This window comes from Hyalangium minutum, assembly GCF_000737315.1.
In the GTDB taxonomy this organism is placed as follows: Bacteria; Myxococcota; Myxococcia; order Myxococcales; family Myxococcaceae; genus Hyalangium; species Hyalangium minutum.
In genome coordinates, this window is record NZ_JMCB01000002.1 from 190,875 (window position 1) to 214,248 (window position 23,374).

Sequence of the window (23,374 nt, forward strand, 5' to 3'; positions counted from 1 at the left end):
CCGCCCCAACTCCTGGGAATATGCGCGCCGACTTCGAGTTCGGCACGTTTGTCAGCCAAGGGAGAGGTGGATGCACCGTCAACAGTGGCTCATCATGGGGTTGGCGCTCTTGGTGGGCTCGGCCGCAGGAGCACAGGGCCGGTCCGGGAAGAGCGAGCAATCCCGGCTCGGTGCAGGCATCGAGGCCAAGACGCTGAAAAATGGACTGAAGATCATCGTCTGGCCGGACCACGACATCCCCAACGTGGCCCTCTACAACTTCTTCCGCGTCGGCAGCCGCAACGAGCGCCCCGGCATCACCGGCTTGTCCCACTTCTTCGAGCACATGATGTTCAACGGCGCAAAGAAGTACGGCCCTGGCCAGTTCGACTCCGTCATGGAGGCCGCGGGCGGCAGCAACAACGCCACCACGTCCGAGGACACCACCCTCTATATGGATTGGTTCCCTCGCTCGGCGCTGGAGACCATCTTCGACCTCGAGGGAGACCGGCTGGCGAACCTGGCCTTCGATCCGAAGATCATCGAGAGCGAGCGCGGGGTGGTCTACTCGGAGCGGCGCTCGGGGGTGGACAACGACAACACAGGGGCGCTGCTGGAGCAGGTGCAGGCGACGGCGTACGTCGCGCATCCGTACCAGTTCCCCGTCATTGGCTGGCCCTCGGACATCGAATCCTGGCGCATGGAGGACCTGCAGCGCTTCTTCCAGACGTACTACGCACCCAATAACGCCACGTTGGTGGTGGTGGGCGCGGTGACGCCTGCGGAAGTGTTTGCGCTGGCGGAGAAGCACTTGGGCGCCATCCCCTCTCAGCCGCCGCCCGAGCCGGTGCGCACCAAGGAGCCCGAGCAGCAGGGCGAGAAGCGCGTGGTGGTGCGCCGCTCGGCCCAGGCCCCGTTGTTCCAGGTGGCCTACCACGCGGTGGACGCGAAGGATCCAGACCTCGCCGCGTTGGAACTGCTGATGAACATCCTGGCGGAGGGAGAGTCTTCGCGGCTCCACCGGCGGCTGGTGGAAGAGGAGCGGGTGGCCATCCACGTGGGCAGCCTCTTCAACACCACGTTTGATCCGTCCCTCGCGTTGTTCCTGGTGGACCTGCCGCCGGGCGGAGACGTGGGCCGGGTGGAGAAGCTGTTCGGCGAGGAGCTGGAGAAGGTCCGCGCGCAGGGCGTCACCGACGCGGAGCTGCGCAAGGCCAAGAACACCACCGTGGCGGACTTCTGGCGCGGAATGGAGACGAACAATCACCGGGCGCACTTGCTGGGCACCTATGAGGTCTTCCACGGCGACTGGCGTCGGCTGTTCGATGCGCCTGCCCGCTACGAGCAGGTGACGCGGGAGCAGATTCGCAAGGTGGCTGGGCGCATCTTCGACTCGAACCACCGCACGGTGGGAGTGCTGTTACCCACGGAGGGAGCCGAAGCTCCGGCAGGGAAGGAGGCGGGACGATGAGCGGCAAGGTGGCTCAGGCAGCGCTCGCGGCGCTGCTGGTGACGACCGTGGCGGGAGCCCAGGGAGCAAAGCCCGCGGAGCCGGCGAAGGCGCAGGGCGTGCAGTTGCCCAAGGCGACGGTGATCGAGCTGAAGAACGGAACCCGGCTCATCCTTGCGGAGAAGCACGGCGTGCCGCTCGTCTCCTTCAGCGCGTGGCTGCGTGGGGGAAGCCTGGGCGAGCCCCAGGGCAAGGAGGGCCTGGCGTGGCTCACCGGGGAGCTGCTGCTCAAGGGGGCCGGGAAGCGCAACGCCCAGCAGTTCGCGGAGACGGTGGATGGCGTGGGCGCCGATTTCAACGTGTCGGCGACGCGCGAGGCGCTGCTGGTGGATGGGCAGTTCCTGGCGCGGGACATCCCGCTGATGGTGGAGCTGCTCTCGGATGTGTTGATGCGGCCCCGCTTCGAGCCGGGCGAGTTCGACAAGATGCGGGACCGGATGGTCTCCGAGATCGCCGCGGCGAAGGACGGGGATCCGCGGGGCCTCATGGGCTTCTATTTCCTCGCCTTCCACTTCGCGGGCCACCCCTACGGGCGGCCAGTGATTGGCAGCGAGGCCTCGATTGCCACGCTCACGCGCGATGACGTGCAGGGGTACGCGAAGGCCCAGCTGGGGGGGGATCGCCTCATCCTCAGCGTGGTGGGGGACTTCGACACGAAGCAGCTGGCCAGCCGGTTGGAGGCCGCCCTCGGAGGTTGGGCCAAGGCTCCGGCTCCGGCTCCCGTGGTGCCGCCCACGGCCCCGGTCAAGGGCAGGCGTGTGTTGCTGGTGGACAAGCCGGACGCCACCCAGACGTACTTCTGGATCGGCAACACGGGCATCGCGCGCAATGACCCGGACCGGGTCGACGTGACGCTGGCCAACACGCTGCTCGGCGGGCGTTTCACCTCGCTGCTGAACACGGAGCTGCGCGTGAAGACGGGCCTGAGCTACGGCGCCAACTCCCTGGTGATGAAAGAGACGCAGCCGGGCGTGGTGGCGATCTCCTCCTACACCAAGACGGAGTCCACGGGCCGGGCCATCGACCTGGCGCTGGAGGTGCTCAACCGCTACCGGCGCGAGGGCATGGATGACGCGGTGCTCGCCTCCACCCGGTCCTTCGTCCTGGGCCAGTTCCCGCCCACGCTCGAGACGAGCGCCCAAGTGGCCATGAAGCTGTCGGAGCTGGCCTTCTATGGGCTTGATGGCCGGGACGTGGACAACTTCGCCGCGGACGTGATGGGCGCCAGCCGCGAGCACATCCACCAGGTGATGCAGCGCGTGCTGCCGGCACCGGAGGACCTGACCCTCGTGCTCATTGGCAAGGCGTCCGCCATCCGCGAGGCCGCCCGCCGCTATGGGCCCGTGACGGAGATGAAGCTGTCCGACAAGACCTTCGCGCCCGCGCCCAAGCGCTGAGGCTCGCTGGGACGGCAAGGTCCGCTACTGCGCTTGCGCGCGGTAGCGGGCCATGCACCGCTGGAAGCGCTGATCCACCGAGCGCGCGAACCACGCCGTGGTGCGCTCCCGGCTCAGCTTGGGGCTGTGGAGGGTGACCTCGGGCAGCTGCGCGTACTCGGGACGCTTGCCCGTCACCTTCTGATAGCGGGCCTTCACCGCGCGCCACGTGTCCGTCTCCTCGAAGTCCCGTTGCTTCTCCTTCCGCGCATCGCGGCGCACCTGGCGCTCGCTCAGCTCGGGCGCGTGGCGAGCCCGGAAGGCCAACAGCGCCGCGAGGGTGCGGCTGTCCTCGTCCTTGGGCTCTCCCTCCTTGTCATAAAGGAGCAGGTCCCCATCCCGCGCTAGCGGCAGCCGCATCAGCTCGCTCACCTGAGCCTGCAGCGCCGCGTTGCGCGAGGAGTAGAGCCCCGAGTTGTAGTCCGCGAAGCGGTAGAGCGGCTGGCTGTAGCCGGCCTCGTACCCCAGCAGCCGCGCCGTGCCGTAGCGCACGCCCCCGGCGCGCGTGTAGAGCTCCTCACGAACCTCGGCTTCGGGCCGGTCCTCGTCGTTCTGCTCCCGCGCGAAGCGCACGCTCACCTGCATGGAGCCTGCGGTGGTGATGGGGTTGAGCTCCTCCAGGCTCTGCGAATTCACCAGCTCGCTGGCGAGATCCGCCGCCGTGTACACCGCCGGGTACTGCTCCTCGTAGGCCTTCAGCAGCTCGCGGAAGAACCGATCCAGATCCGCCTCCGTCCGCACCGCCTTGAGGCGCGCTTCAAACGTCTGCGACTGGCCCGGGGCGCGGTGCTGCAGCAGCGCCTCCAGCGCCTTGCGCCCCACCACGCCCAGCTTCCCCGCGTAGACATCCAGCCGCTTGCGGACGATGCGCGGCAGCTCCTTCACCACCGGGTTGGCCTGGAAGCCGGACTCCTGCTCAATGACGGCGAGCACCTCGCACACGGGCTCGGCCCACGGGTGCACTCGCCGCGCCTCCAGCGCCACCACCACGTCCTGGGCCCACCCCTCGCGCTCGGACACCTGCGGCGGCAGCAGCTTCGCCACCTGCGCCACGCTGAGCTTCGGCGGGAGCGGCGCAGGGGGTTCCGAGCCCCTCAGACCCCTCGTCCCGCAGCTCGCAAACACCAGCAGTGCGCCCACTGCAAGAAACACCCCCTTTGATACTGATGGAAATTTCATTCTCCACTGTCCGGGTGGGCGGGTCGGAAAACACTCTGTTTCACGCCATGTTAGGGGAAAGGGTTTTCGACTCGCACTGCAGGCCCTTCTTCTAACACTCCGAGAGTGTTGAAGAATTCCGGAAAACCTAAACCGGTATACACAGTGAGAACCGACTAATACGTTATTTTTCTAATTGTGGCTCAAATTGTGAGAACGTACTTCCGAAAAAAAGAAGTTGCTCTGATGTTTACCCGCATGTCACGAATCCCGGGCTTTTCCCCCGAGGAGGTAGTCCGTTTGAGCAAGACACTTGTGAAGACGTTCTGTGCGGCGTGGCTGGGTCTCGCCTTCACCGCGTGTGACACCACTGAGCAGCAGCAGGTGGATGCCGATGACGTGATGACGCTGTCCGCCAAGGACGGCTCGGACATCCAGCAGGCCCTGGGCTCGCTGCCCAGCGCGACGGTGCTGGGTGTTCATGAGAAGGACGCTGTGCCCTTCATGATCAAGGGGCAGCTCGGTACCTCCAACGGGTCTGCGGTAGGCCTGGCGGTGGTGGACGCGAAGGCCGCGGTGCAGACGGCGCTGAGCCAGATCGCCCCGGTGTTCCGCCTGCGCGCCGATGACCTCGTGGTCAAGCGCGTCTCGCAGGACGAGATGGGCCACCAGCACATCCGCCTCGCCCAGACGAAGAACGGCCTGCCCGTCATCAACGGCGAGCTGATCCTCCACGTGGACAAGGCCGGCAACGTGTACGCCGCCAACGGCGATGCCCGTGACGACCAGGGCGCTGTCACCCAGCTGAAGCTGGTCAAGGCGAAGGTCAGCGCGGAGGCCGCCGCGGTCGCCGCGAGCGACTCCACCGAGGGCCTGAACAAGTCCGCCAAGGCCGAGCGTCTGGTCTACGTGCGCGACACCAACGAGAACCTGGTGCTGGCGCACGAGGTTCGCGTGACCGGCGCGCGCCTGGACGGCATCCCCGTCGAGGACCTGGTGTACGTGAACGCCAACAACGGCACCGTCGCCCTGCGCGCGCCGAAGGTGTACACGGCCCTGAACCGCGCGGTGTACAGCGCCAACAACGGCACCTCGCTGCCGGGCACGCTCAAGCGCTCCGAGGGTGGTGCGGCCGCGAATGACACCCACGTGGACCAGAACTACACGCGGTTGGGCAAGACCTACGAGTGCTACTCGGTCAACTTCGGCCGCGACTCGTACAACGGCTCGGGCGCGCAGCTGAAGAGCACGGTGCACTACAGCTCCAACTACGTGAACGCCTACTGGAACAGCAGCCAGATGGTGTACGGCGACGGCAACGGCACGGACTCCACCATGCTGGGCCTGGACGCGGACGTCACCACGCACGAGCTGACGCACGCCGTGACGGAGTACGAGTCCAACCTCACCTACTCGGGCGAGTCCGGTGGTCTGAACGAGTCGATGTCCGACATCTTCGGCGCCTACTGCGAGAGCTGGGAGGCTTCCACCACGAACGGCGGCACGTGGCCCACCACCGCGGACATCTGGATGGTCGGCGAGGACATCTGGACCCCGGGCACTCCGAACGACGCGCTCCGCTACATGGATGACCCGGCCAAGGACGGGGCTTCCAAGGATCTGTGGACCAGCAGCGCCGGCAGCGTGGACGTGCACTACAGCTCCGGTATCTCCAACCTGGCCTTCGCCCTGCTCTCCAAGGGCGGTACGCACCCGCGCGGCAAGACGACTGTCAGCGTGACGGGCATCGGCGTGCAGAAGGCCGGCGCCATCTTCTACAAGGCGAACAAGGACCTGATGACGGCCTCGACGACCTTCAACCAGGCCAAGACGTACACGGAGCAGGCCGCCGACGCGCTGGGCTACACTGCGGAGAAGGCCTCCGTGACGGCCGCGTGGCAGGCTGTGGGCGTGGGCGGTGGCACGACGCCTCCTCCGAGCTGCACCAGCACCATCGTGCTGAGCAACGGCGTGGCGGCGACCAACGTCGGTGCGACTGCGGGCAATTTCTCCTGCACCTACACGCTGACTGTGCCCTCGGGCCAGACCAGCCTGTCGTTCGCCCTCAGCGGCGGCACGGGTGACGGCGACATGTACGTGAAGTTCGGCACCGCGCCGACGACCAGCGTCTACGACTGCCGTCCGTACACCTCTGGCAACGCCGAGACGTGCAACTTCACCAACCCGGCGGCGGGCACCTGGTACGTGAAGGTGAATGCGTACAGCGACTTCTCGGGCGCCAGCCTGAAGGGCACCTACTCCGGCGGCACGACGCCTCCGGGCGACACGCTGACCAACGGCGTGGCCACGGCGGCCTACTCCGGCGCGGCGAGCTCGCAGACCTGCTGGACGCTGACCGTCCCCGCGGGCAAGTCGGTGGTCTTCGCCCAGGCGGGCGGCACGGGTGATGCGGACCTGTACGTGCGCAAGGGCTCGGCTCCGACGACCACCACCTACGACTGCCGCCCGTACCTGAGCGGCAACAACGAGTCGTGCTCGTTCGCCGCGGGCACCGCGAGCGTCCAGTACTACGCCTGCTCGCGCGGCTACAGCGCGTACACCGGCGTGACGATGAAGGGCACCTACTAGTCCCTCACCGTTGAGTTGAAATGACACGCCCGGGGGCCTCGTGCTCCCGGGCGTTGTCTTTTTTCAGGCCCTCAGCGGCGCACTTCGATGTCGCGCGCGATGCTGTCGTCTCCGACGAGATCAAAGGAGGCGCGCACCGAGGTGCCCTCCTCGAGCTGACGCAGCGGCACGCTCTGGCCCGCGCGCACCCCGCGGCTGCGCTTGTCGATGCGCAGCTCGTACACGTTGCCCTCGGTGTCCTTCAGGTGGAGCGTGCTCTTGCCCACGCGGGTGACGCGGCCGTCCACCGTGCCGGTGGCGATGACCACCCGGTCCAGCGGCACCGAGTCGTTCTGCCCGAACGCGCGCGCTGCCTTGGCCGCGCCCTCGTACCAGGACTCATCCTCACGCGCCTGGACGGCCTCGAAGCCGATCATCACCCGGCCCTCGGGCGCCGCCTGCGCGGTTCCGGACGGGGCGCCCGTCGAGCTTGCCGTGCTGGGCGCTGGAGAGGCCGTGGCCGTTGCCGGAGCGGTTGTGGCTGGAGCGGCGGTGTTCGTCCGGGCGCTCGTGCCGGTGCGGGCCTCGGCCTGGACCGGACCGGGAGCGGCCCCCGGGATGACGCCTGGAGCCGTGGCCTGCGGGGCCTCGGTGCCTACCGTGGGCGCCGGGCTGATTCGCTCGGGTGAAGCGCCCTCGCTTGGCCGCGTGGGGGCAGGAGCCCTTGCGGCGACCGGTGCTGTCTGCTCATGGCGCTCGCGCTCCCGGCATCCCGACAGCAGTGCGCACGCCCCCATGACTCCCATCCACGCCCAACGACGCCCCATCATTGGCCTCCCCGATGTGGGAAAACAGGTTCCGTCCTGCTCCCACTGCAAACGGTGCGCCCGGGCCGGGTTCCCAGGGCGAGAGGCGGGGACTTTCAGCAGGAGACACTGCGAGGCGGCGAAGTCAGGTGGGCAGGCTGCGAGGGAAGGAGGAGGACGCGTGACGTCGGGAAGCCAGGGGGAGGAGTTTCCCACCGCTCGTGGCGAAGGTATTTCCCTCGGGGCGTGAGGAAGTGGACACCCGCCGTCAGTCCATGAGCGCGCGAGCCACCGCCCGGATGTGGATGCGCACCCGCTCGCGGGCGGCGGTGAGCACGGAGGCGTCCGCCGGGTCGTACCCGAGGCACAGCACCACATCGTCCTCGGGCGCGGCCCTGACGCCCAGCTTCGCGTAGTTGATCATCCGGGAGACGGGCTCTCCCACGGTGTCCGGGGTGAAGCGGCCGAAGATGGGCGCGTAGGGGCTGCGGTCCGCTGCGGTCTCCTTCAGCGCGAAGAGTCGGCGCACGGCCTCCAGCGCCGCGGGCCGGGCCATCATCGTCTCGGGCCGGGCCGGGCCTCCCAGCTCGCGCTCGATGAGGCGCAGGCAGCCCCGAACGAACTCCACGTCGGTGATGACGAGGCCGTAGAGGTACCAGTCCGGGCACGCCGCCTGGACGAGCCGCGCCTGGGCATCCTCGAGCCAGCCGAACGAGGGGCAGGTGAACGTCTCGCAGATGGAGGCGCGGTAGACGCCGCAGTCGCGCAGATCTACCCCGCCGGTGACCTTAGGGTGGCCCAGGCAGCCCACCTGGCGCTGCTCGGCATCGATGAAACCCAGCAGGGGGCAGACGCGGACGGCGGGGAACAAGGGAGGCTCGTTGCGAGACTCCACGAACTCCTTGGCCGCCGCACGCCAGGCCTCCATCTCCTTGGGTACGTCCCTCAGCTGGGCCGTCTGCTCGGCAAGCCGCTGGGTGAGCGCCGCGCGCGAGTGGTCCCGGAAGTTGTACAGCCCGCAGCAGGCGCCGCAGGAGGCGCCTCGGCCGGGTTGGCACAGGTGAAAGGAGACAGTCACAGCTCTTCCTCTATCAACAACTCAGAACCACTCCGCATGCATCCGGGTGTAGGAGTCCTCGGCCGTCCGGCAGAGCTCCGCGAGGTGCGGCACGCGGGGCACCTCCGCCGCGAACCAGTACTGCGCGGCGCACAGCTTGCCCTCGTAGAAGTCCCGGTCCTCGGCTCCCCGAGCAAGCCCCTCGCGCGCCGCCGCGGCCTGCGCCAGCCACCGCCATGCCACGGCGACGATGGAGAACAGCTCCAGGTAGTCCGCGCTGTGGCGCAGCATCTGCTCCACCTCACCCGCCATGCCCATGGAGCCCAGGGTCAGCGTCAGCTCGCCCACCGTGTCCATCGTGCGCTCCATGGCCGCGCACCAGCGCTCCTCCACGCCGGCCTTGCGAGCCCGGGCCACCGTGGCGGCGACCTCCTCGGCGAAGATGCGCAGCGCCTCGCCGCCCGCCGCCACCACCTTGCGGCCCAGCAGGTCCAAGCCCTGGATGCCGGTGGTGCCCTCGTGGATGCTGTTGAGCTTCTGGTCCCGCAGCCAGGCCTCCGGCAGGTACTCGCTGGAGTAGCCGTAGCCGCCGTGCACCTGAAGCGCGAGCGCGTTGGCCTCGTAGCCCTTCTCCGCGGGGAACGTCTTGGCCACCGGCGTGAGCAGATCCAGCAGCAGCCCCGCGCGCCGCCGCACCTCCTCGTCGGGAGCATGCGACGCCAGGTCCGACTGCCACGAGGCCATGAGCAGCAGAGACAGCCCGCCCTCCACGATGGCCTTCTGGCGCAGCAGCATCCGCCGCACATCCGCGTGCTCGATGATGGGAGCCTGAGGCTGGGAGGCATCCTTGGCAGCCACGGACCGGCCCTGCGGACGGTTGCGCGCGTAAGCAAGGGCCTCGTGGTAGGCCACGGAGGCGGTGGAGACGCCATTGAGGCCCACCATGATGCGCGCCTCGTTCATCATCTGGAACATGTGGGCCAGGCCCCGGTTCTCCTGCCCCACCAGCCAGCCTCGGCAGTCTCCCGCCTCGCCGTAGTTGAGCACGCAGCTGGGCAGGCCCTTCCAGCCGATCTTGTGGATGACGCCCGCCACCTGGACGTCATTGTCCACGAGGCGGCCGCCCTCGGGCCGGCGTGTGGGCACGGCGAACAGGGAGATGCCCCGGGTGCCCGGAGGCGCGCCGTCGATGCGCGCCAGGGTGAGGTGCACCACGTTCTCGGTGAAGTCCTGGTCCGCGCCGCTGATGAAGATCTTCGAGCCGGAGATGCGGTAGGTGCCGTCCCCCACGGGGGTGGCGCGCGTCTTCACGTCCGCGAGGCTGCTGCCGGCCTGCGGCTCGGTGAGGGCCATGGTGCCCGTCCACTCGCCCCGGTACAGGCGGGCCATGAACTCCTCGCGCAGCCAGGGCGAGCCGAACGCCTCCAGCAGGTGCGCCGCGCCCATGGTGAGGCCGGCATAGCCGTAGACGCTGAGGTTGGCGGCCATGAGGTACACCGAGGCCACGGAGGCGACGGTGAAGGGCAGCTGCGCGCCACCCACCTCGTGAGGACGCGTGGCGGTCAGCAGCCCGAGCTCCACCAGGCCCGGGTAGAGCCGGCGCATGAGCGGGTGGACGTGGACGCGGCCGTCGCGGAAGGTGGGCGGCTCGGCGTCCATCAGCCGGTACGAGGGGAAGACCACCTCGCGGGCGAAGCGGCGGATGTTGTCCAGGAGCAACTCGAACGTCTCACGCGAGTGCTCGGAGAAGGCGGGGAGGGCGCAGAGCCCCGAGGCGTCGAGCACCTCGTAGAGCTGGAAAGCTGCGTCGCGATCGGAGAGGAGCGGATTGGGGGAGGAGGAGGGCATTAGCGTTCGACCTGCACGCCCTTCCAGAAGGCCACGTAGCCGCGGATGTTGCGAGCCGCGTCCTTGGGCTCGGGGTAGTACCAGGCGGCGTCCTTGTTGACTTGTCCGTCCACCACCACGTCGTAGTAGCTGGCCTCGCCCTTCCAGGCGCAGGTGGTATGCGTGCTGCTCGGCTGGAAGCGCTCGCGCTTGAGCGCCTCGGGAGGGAAGTAGACGTTGCCCTCCACAACTTCATACCGGTCGCTCTCGGCGAGCACGGCGTTCTTCCAGATAGCCTTGGCCATGGGTCACCTCCGGAGACAGTTCTGCTCCAGTGGCCCGAGGAGTGCCAGGAGAACCTACCTGCTTGCCAAGCTGGGAGGGACTCGCACGGACAGTGCGGGTAGCTGGCGCCTGGTGGGATGCTCGCCCAGGGGGCACTAGGACTTGCGGTCAATTGTCGGGTGGCGGAAAGGGTGTCCTCAGTTGAAAGGGTCCAGGGCAGCCTGACTGTTAGCGTCTGGCGCCTGATGGACATCCCCCCGTTGCCAGACACCGCGAGCACCCCCGGTTTTGAGGGCCAGGGGCCGGCGGGCGGCCTCATGAGCGACGCCTTCCGGCTGCTGGCGGAGAGCATTCCCCAGCTCGTGTGGACCACCCGCCCAGATGGTTTCCACGACTACTACAACCAGCGCTGGTACGAGTACACGGGGACCACTTCCACGCAGTCGCAGGGCGAGGGGTGGCAGGGGCCCTTCCACCCGGACGACATGCCGGAGGCGCTGCGGCGGTGGCACCACTCGCTGCGCACGGGTGAGCCCTATGAGACGGAGTACCGCTGCCGCCGCCATGACGGCGTCTACCGCTGGTTCCTGGGCCGGGCCCAGCCTCTGCGGGATGCGCAGGGGAACATCATCAAATGGTTCGGTACCTGCACGGACATTGACGACCAGAAGCGCGCCGCGGACTCCATGATCTTCCTGGCCGAGGCGGGGTCGCTGCTGGCCTCCTCTTCGCTGGACTATGAGGCCACGCTCGAGGCCCTCACCCGGCTGGTGGTGCCGCGCTTGGCGGACTGGTGTGGCGTCGAGATCGTCAACGCGGATGCCTCCACGCGGCAGGTAGGGGTGGCCCACGTGGATCCGGCCAAGGTGCGCTACGCCAAGGAACTGCGCCAGCGCTACCCGCCGCGCCCGGAAGATGCGCACGGCGTGCTCGAGGTCATCCGCACCGGCAAGGGCGAGTTTCTCCCAGACATCCCGGACGAACTGCTGGTGGCGGGGGCACGGGACGCCGAGCACCTGCGCATCGCACGGGAGCTGGGGCTGCGCTCGGCCATGGTCGTACCGCTCACGGCCCGCGGGCGCACGCTGGGGGCGCTCTCGATGGTGAATGCCGAGTCTCGCCGGCGCTTCACCCGCGAGGACTTCACATTGGCCGAGCAACTGGCCACTCGGGCCGCCCTGGCGGTGGACACCGCGAGGCTGTACCGCGATGCGCTGCACGCGGAGGAGCGCTTTCGCTCCCTCGTCACCGCCACGGCCCAGGCTGTGTGGGTGACGAGCCCAGAGGGAGTGGTGCAGGAGGACTCGCCCTCCTGGCGAGCCTTCACCGGCCAGAGCTACGAGGAGTGGAATGGCTTGGGCTGGCTCGACGCGGTCCACCCAGAGGATCGCGAGAAGGCGGCGCGCGCGTGGCGAGAGGCGGTGGAGCGGCAAGGGGCCTACGAGGTGGAGTACCGGCTGCGCCGTCCGGATGGGAGCTACAGCATCACAGGGGCGCGCGCGGTGCCTGTCCGGAACGAGAACGGGAGCGTGCGCGAGTGGGTGGGCATCACCACGGACCTGACCGCGCAGCGCGAGGCGGAGGCAGCGGCCCGCAGCCTTCAGGCCGAGCAAAGTGCCCGGCGCCACGAGGCGCTGCGCGCGGACGTGAGCGAGGCCCTCGCAGGGCAGGGAAGCAAGGCACAGCTCCTCCAGGCGGCCTGTGAGGCGGTGGTGAGGCACCTGGATGTCGCGCTGGCGCGTGTGTGGCTGTTGGAGCGGGACGCCCCGGAACTGCGGCTGGTAGCCAGCGCGGGGCGCTCCACGGACCTGGAGGGGGAGCATGCGCGCATCCCCTTGGGGGAGCATCGGCTCGGGCGCATTGCCCACGAGCGCAGGCCGCACATGACGAACGACCTGTGGCGTGAACCGGAGGCTGCGGATCGGGACTGGGCGCTCCGGGAGGGGTTGCGGTCGCTGGCAGGCTATCCCGTGGTGCTGGCTGAGCAGCTCGTGGGGGTGTTCGCGGTATTTGGCACCGAGCCCATCTCCCGCGAGGTGGCGGACACGCTCGCCGCGGTGGTGGAGATCATCAACCAGGGGGTGGAGCGCCGCAGGGCCGAGAGGGACTTGCGCCGGCATGCCGAGGAACTGTCGCGCTCCAATGAGGAGCTGCAGCAATTTGCCTACGTGGCCTCGCATGACCTGCAGGAGCCGCTGCGGATGGTGGCCAGCTACACGCAACTGCTGGCGCGGCGCTACCGGGGAAAGCTGGACGCGGACGCAGACGAGTTCATTGGCTACGCGGTGGACGGGGTGAACCGGATGCAGCGGCTCATCCAGGACCTGCTCGCCTACTCGCGTGTGGGGACGCGAGGGCGGGAGTTCAAGCCATGCGCCGTCGGGCCGGTGGTGCAGCGGGCGGTGGAGAACCTGCGGAAGGTGATGGAGGAGGTGGGTGGGGAGGTGAGGGTCGGCGAGCTGCCAGCCGTGCTGGGGGACGAGACGCAGCTCATCCAGCTGTTCCAGAACCTGGTGGCGAACGCACTGAAGTTCCATGGCAAGGCGCCACCGCGGGTGGAGGTGGCGGCGGAGGCGCACGGGCGCGATGGGTGGCGCTTCACGGTGAAGGACAACGGGCTGGGGATCGACGCGCAGTACTTCGAGCGCATCTTCATCATCTTCCAGCGGTTGCACGGGCGGGAGGAGTACCCGGGCACGGGGATTGGGCTGGCGATCTGCAAGAAGATCGTCGAGCGTCACGGAGGACGGATTGGCGTGGAATCTCGGCCGGGTGAGGGCTCCACGTTCTGGTTCACATTGCCAGCGGTACCTACCGAGGCCTCGGCCTCCAAGGCTTCATAGGCATGAACTTCGAAGAGCACGGCAGGCCGGTGGAGATCCTCCTGGTTGAGGACAATCCGGGCGATGTCCGGTTGACCATCGAAGCCCTCAAGGAGGGCAAGGTGCGCAATAACCTCTCGGTGGTGAAGGATGGGGTGGAGGCGCTGGCCTTCCTGCGCCGCGAGGGGACCTTTGCGGGAGCAACCCGTCCGGACCTGATTCTGTTGGACCTGAACCTGCCGAAGAAGGACGGGCGGGAAGTGCTGGCGGAGATCAAGGACGATGGGACGCTGCGGCGCATCCCCGTGGTGGTTCTGACGACGTCGAAGGCGGAGGAGGACATCCTTCGGACGTACGATCTGCACGCCAATTGCTACATCACCAAGCCGGTGGACCTGGAGCAGTTCATCTCGGTGGTCCGGTCAATCGACGATTTCTGGCTGTCGGTGGTCCGGCTGCCTCCGAAGGCGTGAGCGCATGGCTCTTGTGGAACAGGTTCTGAGACTGTTGCTGGTGGAGGACAACCCGGCGGACGCGCGGCTCATTCAGGAGGAACTGCGCGAGGTGCCCTCGGTGCGCTTCGAGGTGTTGCACGTGATGCGCCTCTCTCAAGCGGAGCGGGTGGTGCGCGAGGCGAAGCTGGACGCGGTGCTGTTGGACCTGTCGCTGCCGGACGGGCACGGGCTGGGCAACATCTCGCGGTTGCTCCAGGAGGCGCCGGCGGTGCCCCTGGTGGTGCTGACGGGCACGGACGACGAGCAGCTCGCGGTGCAGGCGGTGCACCAGGGCGCGCAGGACTACCTGGTGAAGGGGCAGGTGACGGGCCCTCTGTTGGTGCGGGCGCTGCGCTACGCGATCGAGCGCAAGCGGGCCGAGGAGGGGCTCAAGCGCGAGGAGGCACAAAAGCAGACGGCGATCTTCCGTGAGCAGTTCCTGGCCGTCCTCGGGCACGACCTGCGCAATCCGCTGAATGCCATCTCCGGCAACGCGGGCCTGCTGCTGCGCTACGGAGGGCTGACGGAGCCCCAGCGCAAGGCGGTCAACCGCATCTCCATCTCGTCGGACCGGATGGCGCGGATGATCAACGACCTGCTGGACTTCACGCGGGCACGGCTCGGCGGCGGCTATCCGGTGAGCCGGGCGCGGATGAACGTGCACGACGTGCTCCGGCAGGTGGTGGAGGAACTGGAGGTCGCGCATCCGCAGCGTCGCTTCGAGCTGAGCCTCAGCGGGAACGGCTGGGGAGACTGGGACGCGGACCGGATCGCCCAGGCGGCGTCGAACTTGGTGGGCAATGCGGTGCAGTACTCGCCCGAGGACACGGTGGTGTCGGTGTCCGCGCACGACGAGGGAGAAGGGATCTGCGTGCAGGTGCACAACTTGGGCCTGCCCATCCCCGCGGAGCGGCTGCCCCACATCTTCGATCCGTTCGTGCGAGGCGTCGAAGGCACACGCAACGCGGCGCGCCCGGGGCTGGGGCTGGGGCTCTACATCACCCACGAGATCGCGCGCGCCCACGGGGGCACGCTGCGGGTGACGTCTACTGAGGCGGATGGCACCCGCTTCTGGATGAACCTGCCGCGCCATTCGACGATTGCGCCCTTGTAGGCATGAGCCTGCTGATTCTTGCTGCAGACAGCCGCTGTATTGGTACGCCGCTCTCTGTCATAGGCAAGTGGTAGACAGCCTGCGCCACTTCAGGTTGGCTGAGACAGTACACGTACGCGGCGACATTCACCGCAGACGAAAAAATAGAAAGCCACCTCTCCAGCGAAAAGCGGCTGATCGTCACCGAGGAGGCCAGACTTCCCTTCCATTCCCTCGTAGCCGAGACTAGCTGCGTAAGAAAGGTTTCTACCGCATGTGCAAATCGGCGATACAGGGGTTCCTACCCAGAGCGGAGATCCTGCAATCCTGAGAAATCCTTCGCCGCCTAAGAACTCATCACATGCGGACCAATAGCGATCCTCAGTCTCAGGGATCTCTTGCTCTTTCATCGGCCTGAGTTCGATCGGTCGTTCAGGCAAGGGGTCTGGAAGACGGTCTTCAATAGGGAGCAACTCGTCAACTGAACAATCCCCCTGAGCCCAATGGATCCGCCTTGATCGACTGTCGAACACATATTCTTGTACTGGCAGGTGTGAAGCGCAGTTCAAGAAAGTTATCAACGGCAGATGCGCAGTGTCTCTTGGAATGAAAGGGAAAAGGTAGGGCGCTCTCTTTAGATCGAGGGTGAGGAGTATAGAAGGCCGCGCCGGCCCAGAGAACGCCCCCTCAATTGCCCAGGATTGTCCGCCAAAACAATGCGCAGAATCTTTTGAGCCAAGGACACCGATCCAACCGGGAATGGCTAGGGGCGGCCCCCATTTGAGAGAAAAGTTCATATCATTATCCCCGTGCACTCTAGCAGTCCTTCTTCCGCCGGATGTGATACTCGGGGAGCGTCTTGGCGTAGTCAAGCATCTCGCGTAGGCCCTTATTGTATTTTCCGCCGAAGAGCTTTCTGACATCACGAATGTCTTTATACAAGCGCTCCCTGAAGAGCAGGTCTTTGTCAATCCTCATGGTGGCTTTCCCTTTGCCCGCGAACGTCCGGGTGAGCGCGTGATCTGCGTCGGTCATTCCCAGAGCGGGACCTTTGCCCCGGGAAAGCTTGATCTGTTCGAGGAATCTGTTCTGCGGCATGTGGTGTCCCACCTCGCCTGACTTCTTCAGGGCGTCAAGGACCCTAAAAGCCCCGCCTCTGTTGATGATGCCCATCAACCCCAGCGGGTCCATCCAACAGAGCGGATCCGAAACGTACGCGTAAAGGTCTAACCCACCTTCAATCCTGATCGGATCCTGGCTGATGTATCGGCCGATGGAAGGGTCGTAGTAGCGGTGATAGTTATAATAGAGGCCAGTCTCACCATCCTCATACTGGCCTGGCCACCTCCAGGGACAAGTCGTTCGATAGGTCTCTGTACTGGCAACCCCGAGGATGTCTAGATGAGACCGCCAAGCTAGGCTCCCAGATTCATCATAGAGTTCCGTTGGCGAGCCAAGTTGATCCGTTACGGCCCAATATCGGCCCGAGGAGTCTTCTTTGCCGAGGAGCGCAAAGCTTTCCGGCTCAAAGAGCCAGGTTGTGATTCCAGAGTTGCTCGATATCTCATGCAGGACGGCATCCTGATCCCATACCCAGTGGGTCGATGATGATGACTTCTCGGGCCCGCTGACTGTCTTTACGAAGCAACGCTTGCTGATGCGCCTTCCGAATGGATCGTAGGTGAAGTGGACACGTAGCCCATCGGAGCGTTTTGCTTCTCTCAAGGTGCCAGCGTCATCCCAGCTGTATTGCCAGGCCATGCCGCCGGGGACAGACTTCCTGATGAGATTGCCATCGGCATCATAAGTACACTGAACTCCGTGGCCACTTGAAAACTGTCCGCCGGGAAGATTGAAACAGGCTCCCTCCGGGGGATTGCGAGCAGTCCCAGTAGTACTGTGGCGGGTCTGTCCGTCTGGGTAATGAGCACTCGCAAGGCGGCCATGCAGGTCGTACTCGAAGCGTGTCGTGCCACGGGCCAAGTCGTCAATATGGTTGAGGGTGGAGTCGCTCCGCCAAGCGAAAGACCGTTGTTCGAGTAGACCCTGGCTTCCATGGGTTCGTTGCTCAAGGGGCTCGCCGAGCGCTCCCCGAGCCCATCTGACCATGACGTTGCAAGGGAGATTTCTCCCTAGCTCAAGACCTGCTGGATCCCGGCTGAAAGCCACCTCCCAAGAGCGTTCTCGGCTACCGTAGTGGAAGGACGCGACATCTCCTAACACGCTGCGCTTGATGAGTTGCTTGGCTCCATGTGAACTGCTCAGTTCAACGCGTTCGCCCATGGTGTCATAGCGCGCTTTAATCCACGACTCCCCGCTCCTCTCTTCGATCAGGCGTCCGAGAGCATCGTGTTGAAAGGAGATGTTGACGTGCTCGTTCTGTGCGGCGCTGATAACACCGTCGGGCCTGTATTTGAATCTACGGAAAGAGTTGTCGGAGTATCTTACATGGGTGGGGCGCCCCATAGGGTCATACTCATACGTACTTGAGCGCCCGCTGGGGAGTTGCTCGCGTGCGAGGCGGCCCGCGAGGTCGTATGAATAGGTGCGAATGGCCCCATCAAAACCGATCTCGCGGGAAACCAAGCCTCGAGGGTCGAGTTCGAACACGAGCCGTTCTCCGTGTTCGTTCACCACCGCGACCAAGTTGTCTTCGGTGTCGTACTCGTAGCGGATGCGCCTCCCCGATTGCTCAACGGAGGCAAGCTTGTGGAAACCGACATACCCCAGATGTACGGTCTCATGAGGATCGGCAATCTCCAGAAGGTAGCCCTCCGGGTTGTATTTCAGATCATAGATGGTGCCATTGGTCTCTGCGATGCGGGTTTGCCGCCCAAGAGCATCGTACCCAATAAGTTGCTCGGCTCCTGATGGATCGCGCGCATTGATAATACGTCCAAGACGATCATACTTGTAGACCGTCTTGGTGCCATCGGGTGCGGTAATACAGGTGAGATTTTTGTAACTGTCGTACTCGAAAGCTGCGCATTGTCCCTCCGGACCAGTGACGAGCGCGAGCAACCCCCCGGAGTAGTGATACTCGTAGAGTGCCCCTTGTGGATTCGTCCTTGCTATGAGGTTTCCACGGAGATCATGCCTCCAGTTCCATACGCCACCCGTCGTATCAATAGCTCCAGTTAATAGGTTTCTTGAGTCGTATGAAAGAGTGAATGATGAGTCATCAGGTAAGTGGATTTTGACGCGGTTGCCGCGGGAGTCGTACTCAAAGTGAGTCTCATGACCATGAGGATTGACCGCGAGAGTTTGGCGCAAGAATTGGTCGTACTCGTGTTTCCATTCCCCGCCTAGGGGATCAATCTCTCTGACAACGAGTCCTTGCCTACAATGATAGGTGGTTGTGTGGCCAAGGGAGTTCGTGACGAGCGTGATCTCATGTGTCTTGTCATACGCAAGGCTGTGGTCGTATATCCCCCCATCGCCCCAGGTTCGGATGCACCAGGCCTCTGCGGTTTTTCCATCGTACTCAAAGTGAAAGCTCAAGCCTGAACGATCTGTTTCTCGGGTCAGTAAGTGGTTGCTGTATGTGTAGCGAAAGTGATTGCCGAGCGCGTCAGAGGCCTCGAGCAAGTCACCTGCGTCGGAATAGTGGTAATGGTTGTGAAGGACCAACCCCGGTTGGGTAGGATGCGGCAGCCATACTTTTGTAAGCCGGTGGTTATTATCGTGCTCAAAACGCACGCGCCGATCTACAGAGTCTGTGAGCCACTCTAAGCACCCATGCTCGTCGTACTTGTAAGTGATGAAGTCGCCCTGGCGATTTTGTGATCTCACCACGTGATATCGCCCTTGAGGTACCAACTGACGGAAGTCGTGTACCAACCCGTCATGCGTCTCAATGGACCAACGCGACTCACTCAGGCGTCTCAAGGTTAAGCGATTGATAGGGTCATGGATTTCAGTGCCTACAGGCATTCTCCCTCGTGGAGCGCCTGTGGCAGGGAACTCGATCTCGCGCCCATCTTCGGAGCGGTAGACGACCTGTGCATCTTCTTCCCAGACGGCCATGTCAAGAGAGTGGCTCCATCCGTATCCCAGCGTGGAATCTCTCCAGGAGAGACTTGAAGAGTAATTGCGTTCGAATTTGAGAGGGAGCGGCCCTGGAATCTCCCAGTCCAAAGCCTCGGTGACCGTTCTACCCGTGGCGACATCCACGGGATGTCCCGTGAAGTTGCAAATGCGCTTATGGATCCAGTCGCGCGCGCGTTTGCTCAACTTAAGCTTGTCCATCAGCTTGTCGGCCGCCTTGTGGATACGATCTGACAGCTTTTTCATCTTGCGGCTGGCTTTTTGTAGTTTGCGCAGCTTTTTGAGCCCTTTGAGAAGTGCTCCCAACGCGAACTGCGTCAGCATTCCCATCAGAGAGATGGTTGGCGGTCCCCCCACGCGGACAGGCGGTCCGGCGGGGATGGAGAGGACGATGGAAGAGGGCAGCAGGAGTGTTTTCGCAGCCGGGCCACGCTTTCTCGGGGGAGAGGGCATGCCAATGTCCTGGCAGCTGAGGACCGGCAGCGTCATATTGGTGAAGGCATCCCCATCTACCGCCACCGTGGCGCTGCCCATGAAAGTCTCATTCTCATTGGCGGGCGGCTTAGCGAAGACGCCTCCGATGGGGAAGTGTGGTGGGAGTTCGACGCCTCCCGTGCCAGCCTGGGCCCGCGGCAGGAAGTTCACGTTCACCGTGGAACCGATGACGGGGATGTAATCGAATGGATCGAACACCATCCCGATGTGTGGATGGGGAATCGGTATCACTGGCCCAGGAGGGGTAATGATGAGGTGAATATCCACTCCCAGGATGGGATCCATGTGCTTTGTCGCTGGCATCATGAGGCCTGACCTCCCTTGGTGTTCTTTGGCCGCCAATCCTCGCCAAGTACGGAGGCGATGGAGGATTCCAGTTCGTGCTCGCCAGGGCGGCCGCGACCGAGTCTCAGCAGCGCCTCACCTACGTAGGGGAGTGTCGAGCTGGCGCGCGCTTCATCATTCATGGAGCTACCAACCTCCCAAGCACGCTGGCTGAGAGCCCAAGCTTGGTCCGGCTCTCGGGCCATTTCCCGGCACCAGCTCGCCATTCGCCAGCACTCGAGTTCCATGGGCGGATCCTTGAGCTCATGAGCCAGAGAGGCCGTGCCCTGGTAGAGCGTGGCGGCTTGTGTGTACTGCTCGGTTGCCACCAGCGCGGCTCCTTGTGCCATGCGCGACTTGAGCCGCAGCGTTGCTCCTTGAGGATTTCCCTGTTCCTCAGCAGCGGCCGCTGCCGTCTCGGCTTGTTGATAACGGCTCAGCGCTTCCTGGGGCTTTTGGGTTGCGAGGAGTGCACTGCCCATGACGAAGTGAGCTGTCACCACCAGCGGGTGCCAGCCTTGTGAGTGCGCCAGCTCCACGGCCTGGGCGCCCAGCCGCTCTGTCTTCGCGGTATCTCCCTTCGACGCGGCATGGCTCATGCGGACGAAGAGATCCCTGAACTGCCCTCCAGGCGTATTCAGCTGACCTGCCTCCTTCGAGAGTTCCTCCAGGGCTCTTCCCATCTCCAGCCGTGCCACCTGGGTGACGACCCTCTCCGGAAGGGCTTGGGCCAGGGGCTCCAGCGCGAGAGTCCGGGCGTCATCGAGCACCACGATGCGAACGTGAGTGGCCTGGGCGTTTTCGACGGTCTGGCGCAGCCACTTCAGCCAAGCACCGTCATCCGCGACGTACTTCGGTATTAGTACGGCGACGAGGTGTTCGCACAAGCTTGCGTAGTGCTCTCGCAACGATGCGCATACCATGAGAAAAGTGTCCGCGTCCGACTGCCCTCCTGAGAGCGTTGGACACTGCCAATTCGCAGGCAAGCCTGCCTCCGCTAGCCCAACTCGGCTCTCTTGCTCCATGGAGAGCAGGGCCTCGCGCAGTTCATCCCCGTACTTGGCTGGGTTCAGGAAGGGAATATCGAAGCGCAGGAAGAGGTCTGGGATCTCGCCCGTGCGCTCGTCACTCTCCGCCGCCAGAAAGGCTTCCACCATCCGCACTTCGCTCGATTCCACCACCCAACGCAGCAGGCGTGCATCAGGTATCTGGGCGAACTCTGTCCATTGGTCATGAAGCAGTTCCAGTCGTTTCATGACTGCGTTCTTCTTGCTCATGGGGGGCTCCGAGGGCTTTCCCACGCGGTTATTGACCGCTGTCTGCGGGGGTAGGTGCCGTGGGCATGGCCTCGGCCGGCTCAGATGGCGCGGTGGGCTTGGCGCCACTCCCGTCCAGCGCCGCCCCCCCGCTGTTGAGGTTCACCATCATTCCGGTCACGGATACACCGGTTGCATCAATCGTGATGAAATTGCCCCCTACCTTCAGCGTGAGCCCTGTGTCCGCCTCGAGGACGATCTTGTCCGACTTCAGGTGGATCTCGCTATCTGCCTGCAGGGCATGAATCCCGGTAGCCTTCACTTGAAGGTCCGCTCCCAACGTGATGGACCAAGTTCCGTCTATTTTTTCGTTGCGGTTGCCCACTACCGTCAGATGGCTGTCTGCGCCCACTTTTTCCGTGCGGCTGGCTTTGACAACGACGTCTGCATTGCCAGGCCCATCAATGCCGCCCACCAGAAGCTTCCAGTCTCCTCCGATATGGTCCTGGCTATTGCGGTGGACCTTCAGGTTTTTGTCCCGGTAGACCATCTCGTTCTGGTCGCCGACCTTGCCGTTCTTGCTCTCGGAACCGATGGTCTGATGCCGGTCATGGAGGATGTTCTCAAGCGAGTCGTTTTTGACGTGCACGTCCATGTTGCGCTCGGCGTGCACGAAGAGCTGCTCGGACTTCTTGCGGTCCTCGAAGCGGATTTCGTTGTAGCCATCTCCGCCCTTGGAACTGTTCGATTTGAGCGTGCTCTTGGTCTTCTGGTCGGGGAGCTTGTATGGCGGAGGATTGTCACCGTTGTACACGCGCCCGGTGATGATCGGTCGGTCCGGATCTCCCTCGATGAAGTCGACAATGACCTCGTGACCGATTCGCGGAATGTAGATGGCCCCCCAATGCTGACCCGCCCAGGCGTGGCTCACGCGGATCCAGCACGAGCTGTTCTCGTCCTTCTTCCCCTCGCGATCCCAGTGGAACTGGACTTTGACGCGGCCGTGCTCATCCGTGTGAATCTCCTCGTTCTTTGGACCGACCACGACGGCGGTCTGCACCCCCCGGACGATGGGTTTCGGTGTCACTCGAAGAGGCCGGTAGGGTGTCTTCGCCACGATGCAGGAGAAGTGGTTGGAGTAGCTGAAGTCGCCTCCGCCGGATTCCTCGTCCAACACCTGGGGCTGATAGCCTTGATGCCCCACGCTGGTGATGAGATATCGGGTGTTGAAGTCGCCGCGCGTGTGATCCGCCAGGGTGAACATGAAGCCTGGCGTGAGGCGCTCGCAGTCGCTCTCGCCGAACCCTGTCTTGCGGACCGTCTGCCACTCCTCGAGCCGGATTTGGGCAATCGTCTCGCCCTTGGCGGTAGATCCCCGCCCTGGCAACTGGTACTCGCCAGGGTAGTCGTACACCATGAGATCTGGGTCCTTCTCGGCCTGGAACTTGCCCTCGGTGGACAGCGTGGGCTTCTTGAAATTGAAGTCCCGGAGCATCACCTGGCCAGGCTGGATCTCCTCGCTGAAGCGGAACCGTTGGACGTGGTCCTCCGTGATGACAGTTCCCGAGACGCGCCGGAACGGCACGGTCTCCCCCCGCTTGCCGGCAGGGATGGGCTTGCACGCAGCCGCGCTGTCGCCCATGACCAGGACGTGTTTCGCCGCCGAGTGCTCAAAGAAGTAGAAGATGCCGTCCTCTTCCAGTAACCGGCTGATGAATGCCCAGTCCGACTCCCGATATTGCACACAGTAGTTGCGGGGCTCGTAGGAACCGGTCAGTGCAAATTTGAAGCAATCGCTCGGGATGCCCGCCTTCTTGAGTACTTTTGTGATGATCTGCTCGGTGGTCTCGTCCTGGAAGATGCGGTTGTCATGGCGGTGCTTGAGTTTCCACACCTGAGGAACCACGGTGACCTGGTAGATCGCGTTCCGCGGCAGGTTGTTGACCTGCTCGAAGCGGCTCACGATTCCATGGATGAACCGCGGTTGCCCCTCACTCATCAGGCTGAGCAAGGCAGGCTTGCCCATCACGCTCGCAAAGTCGATCGCGGGGTCCTCGCAAGCAACCTCGAGCTGGAGCTCGAACTGGCTGGAGATGGACTCATGACCAGAGAACCGGATCACGAGCAGCTTCTCAGGGCACCCGGAGATGGCGAATTGAAACAACAAGAGATTGCCGGTGGTGGTAGATCTTGCGTCCATAGGAAGGGTCCTCTGCA

At 64.5% G+C, this 23,374-nt stretch carries 14 protein-coding genes; 6 read left to right on the top strand and 8 right to left on the bottom strand.

Going from position 1 to position 23,374, the window contains the following annotated elements; all coding sequences use genetic code 11:
• Window positions 1-70 precede the first annotated feature (70 nt).
• Together DB31_RS04535 and DB31_RS04540 are read left to right on the top strand one after the other, a co-directional pair.
• Window positions 71-1,450, top strand: a complete 1,380-nt coding sequence (locus DB31_RS04535) for a M16 family metallopeptidase (RefSeq protein ID WP_044182780.1) — start codon at window positions 71-73, stop codon at window positions 1,448-1,450.
• Window positions 1,447-2,886, top strand: a complete 1,440-nt coding sequence (locus tag DB31_RS04540) for a M16 family metallopeptidase (protein WP_044182783.1) — start codon at window positions 1,447-1,449, stop codon at window positions 2,884-2,886. Before DB31_RS04535 ends, DB31_RS04540 begins: the two co-directional genes overlap by 4 nt.
• Before the next feature lie 24 nt (window positions 2,887-2,910).
• Here the strand turns inward: DB31_RS04540 and DB31_RS04545 are convergent, their stop codons facing one another.
• On the bottom strand, window positions 2,911-3,978 hold the full coding sequence (locus DB31_RS04545; RefSeq protein ID WP_338034280.1) for a DUF1615 family protein: 1,068 nt from the start codon (window positions 3,976-3,978) through the stop codon (window positions 2,911-2,913).
• Window positions 3,979-4,383: 405 nt separating this feature from the next.
• Here DB31_RS04545 and DB31_RS04550 point away from each other — a divergent pair, with 405 nt between their 5' ends.
• On the top strand, window positions 4,384-6,672 hold the full coding sequence (locus DB31_RS04550; RefSeq protein ID WP_338034281.1) for a M4 family metallopeptidase: 2,289 nt from the start codon (window positions 4,384-4,386) through the stop codon (window positions 6,670-6,672).
• Between the two features lie 71 nt (window positions 6,673-6,743).
• Here the strand turns inward: DB31_RS04550 and DB31_RS04555 are convergent, their stop codons facing one another.
• From DB31_RS04555 to DB31_RS04570, 4 genes are all read right to left on the bottom strand, one after another.
• Window positions 6,744-7,448, bottom strand: a complete 705-nt coding sequence (locus tag DB31_RS04555) for a hypothetical protein (RefSeq protein ID WP_240486525.1) — start codon at window positions 7,446-7,448, stop codon at window positions 6,744-6,746.
• A 277-nt stretch (window positions 7,449-7,725) separates the two neighbouring features.
• Entirely contained in the window at window positions 7,726-8,535 is an 810-nt protein-coding gene (locus DB31_RS04560) for a hypothetical protein (RefSeq protein WP_044182795.1), read from the bottom strand.
• Between the two features lie 21 nt (window positions 8,536-8,556).
• Window positions 8,557-10,362 (bottom strand): acyl-CoA dehydrogenase, encoded by a 1,806-nt coding sequence (locus DB31_RS04565; protein WP_044182798.1) that lies wholly within the window; start codon window positions 10,360-10,362, stop codon window positions 8,557-8,559.
• Window positions 10,362-10,646: a DUF427 domain-containing protein gene (locus DB31_RS04570; protein WP_044182801.1), complete on the bottom strand. Its 285-nt coding sequence runs from the start codon at window positions 10,644-10,646 to the stop codon at window positions 10,362-10,364. Before DB31_RS04570 ends, DB31_RS04565 begins: the two co-directional genes overlap by 1 nt.
• A 297-nt stretch (window positions 10,647-10,943) precedes the next feature.
• On the opposite strand from DB31_RS04570, the gene DB31_RS04575 reads away from it, so the two are divergent.
• The 3 genes from DB31_RS04575 to DB31_RS04585 are packed head-to-tail and all read left to right on the top strand — an operon-like array spanning window position 10,944 to window position 15,056.
• Window positions 10,944-13,469 carry a PAS domain-containing protein gene (locus DB31_RS04575; protein WP_044182804.1) on the top strand — a complete coding sequence of 842 codons (2,526 nt, stop codon included), beginning with the start codon at window positions 10,944-10,946 and terminating at the stop codon, window positions 13,467-13,469.
• 2 nt (window positions 13,470-13,471) lie between these two features.
• Entirely contained in the window at window positions 13,472-13,921 is a 450-nt protein-coding gene (locus tag DB31_RS04580; protein ID WP_044182808.1) for a response regulator, read from the top strand.
• Between the two features lie 4 nt (window positions 13,922-13,925).
• Window positions 13,926-15,056 carry an ATP-binding response regulator gene (locus DB31_RS04585; RefSeq protein WP_044182811.1) on the top strand — a complete coding sequence of 377 codons (1,131 nt, stop codon included), beginning with the start codon at window positions 13,926-13,928 and terminating at the stop codon, window positions 15,054-15,056.
• Between the two features lie 795 nt (window positions 15,057-15,851).
• On the opposite strand, the gene DB31_RS46305 is transcribed toward DB31_RS04585, so the two are convergent.
• The 3 genes from DB31_RS46305 to DB31_RS04605 are packed head-to-tail and all read right to left on the bottom strand — an operon-like array spanning window position 15,852 to window position 23,357.
• On the bottom strand, window positions 15,852-19,862 hold the full coding sequence (locus tag DB31_RS46305) for a DUF6531 domain-containing protein (RefSeq protein WP_169787007.1): 4,011 nt from the start codon (window positions 19,860-19,862) through the stop codon (window positions 15,852-15,854).
• A 17-nt stretch (window positions 19,863-19,879) separates the two neighbouring features.
• Complete coding sequence (locus DB31_RS04600; RefSeq protein ID WP_044182819.1) at window positions 19,880-21,178, bottom strand: hypothetical protein; 1,299 nt, start codon at window positions 21,176-21,178, stop codon at window positions 19,880-19,882.
• Window positions 21,179-21,206: 28 nt separating this feature from the next.
• On the bottom strand, window positions 21,207-23,357 hold the full coding sequence (locus tag DB31_RS04605) for a type VI secretion system Vgr family protein (protein ID WP_075305872.1): 2,151 nt from the start codon (window positions 23,355-23,357) through the stop codon (window positions 21,207-21,209).
• Between the last annotated feature and the right edge of the window lie 17 nt (window positions 23,358-23,374).

Bases quoted from the DNA above. Each gene is read 5' to 3' on its own strand.
- DB31_RS04535 (WP_044182780.1), top strand. From the start codon at position 71: ATGCACCGTCAACAGTGGCTCATCATGGGGTTGGCGCTCTTGGTGGGC.
- DB31_RS04540 (WP_044182783.1), top strand. From the start codon at position 1,447: ATGAGCGGCAAGGTGGCTCAGGCAGCGCTCGCGGCGCTGCTGGTGACG.
- DB31_RS04555 (WP_240486525.1), bottom strand. From the start codon at position 7,448: ATGGGGGCGTGCGCACTGCTGTCGGGATGCCGGGAGCGCGAGCGCCAT.
- DB31_RS04565 (WP_044182798.1), bottom strand. From the start codon at position 10,362: ATGCCCTCCTCCTCCCCCAATCCGCTCCTCTCCGATCGCGACGCAGCT.
- DB31_RS04570 (WP_044182801.1), bottom strand. From the start codon at position 10,646: ATGGCCAAGGCTATCTGGAAGAACGCCGTGCTCGCCGAGAGCGACCGG.
- DB31_RS04575 (WP_044182804.1), top strand. From the start codon at position 10,944: ATGAGCGACGCCTTCCGGCTGCTGGCGGAGAGCATTCCCCAGCTCGTG.
- DB31_RS04580 (WP_044182808.1), top strand. From the start codon at position 13,472: ATGAACTTCGAAGAGCACGGCAGGCCGGTGGAGATCCTCCTGGTTGAG.
- DB31_RS04585 (WP_044182811.1), top strand. From the start codon at position 13,926: ATGGCTCTTGTGGAACAGGTTCTGAGACTGTTGCTGGTGGAGGACAAC.
- DB31_RS46305 (WP_169787007.1), bottom strand. From the start codon at position 19,862: ATGGATCCCATCCTGGGAGTGGATATTCACCTCATCATTACCCCTCCT.
- DB31_RS04600 (WP_044182819.1), bottom strand. From the start codon at position 21,178: ATGAGCAAGAAGAACGCAGTCATGAAACGACTGGAACTGCTTCATGAC.
- DB31_RS04605 (WP_075305872.1), bottom strand. From the start codon at position 23,357: ATGGACGCAAGATCTACCACCACCGGCAATCTCTTGTTGTTTCAATTC.